Origin of the sequence: Rhodococcus ruber (assembly GCF_027270735.1) — a bacterium.
Classification (GTDB): domain Bacteria; phylum Actinomycetota; class Actinomycetes; order Mycobacteriales; family Mycobacteriaceae; genus Rhodococcoides; species Rhodococcoides rubrum_A.
Genome location: NZ_JAPWIJ010000040.1, coordinates 1 through 537, shown reverse-complemented (window position 1 = coordinate 537; position 537 = coordinate 1). Strand labels below are relative to the sequence as shown.

Below are 537 nucleotides of genomic sequence, written 5' to 3'. Positions count from 1 at the left end.
TCCCAGAATGCTGATGGGGTGTCGTGCCACCTGAGCACTGATCCATTAGGTCGCCGTCCGGATCCCTCGAGGCTCACCGACAGTGTCCGATCGAGTGTGAGGAGAACCGAATGATTTTCGTGGGAGACGACTGGGCGGAGGACCACCACGACATCCACGTGATGAACGCCGACGGGAAACGGTTGGCCTCCCGCCGACTACCCGAAGGACTGGCGGGTATCAGTGGGTTTCACGATGTGATGGCCTCTCACGCCCAGGCACCCGCCGAGGTCGTCGTCGGCATCGAAACCGATCGCGGCTTGTGGGTGTCGGCCCTGGCCGCAGCCGGATATACCGTGTACGCGGTCAACCCGCTCGCTGCCGCACGCTACCGAGATCGCCACCACCTCTCGGGTGCGAAATCCGACGTTGGCGACGCCAAGTTGCTGGCAGACCTGGTGCGCACCGACCGGCACAACCACCGCACCATCGCTGGCGACTCCACCTCGGCCGAGGCGATCAAAGTCTTGGCCCGCGGACATCAAAATCTGATCTGGT

1 protein-coding gene is annotated in these 537 nt (G+C 63.3%); it reads left to right on the top strand.

The annotated features are described in order from the left end of the window. Window positions 1–110 precede the first annotated feature (110 nt). On the top strand, window positions 111–537 hold a 427-nt coding region (locus tag O4220_RS27725; RefSeq protein WP_269608750.1), incomplete at its 3' end, for an IS110 family transposase.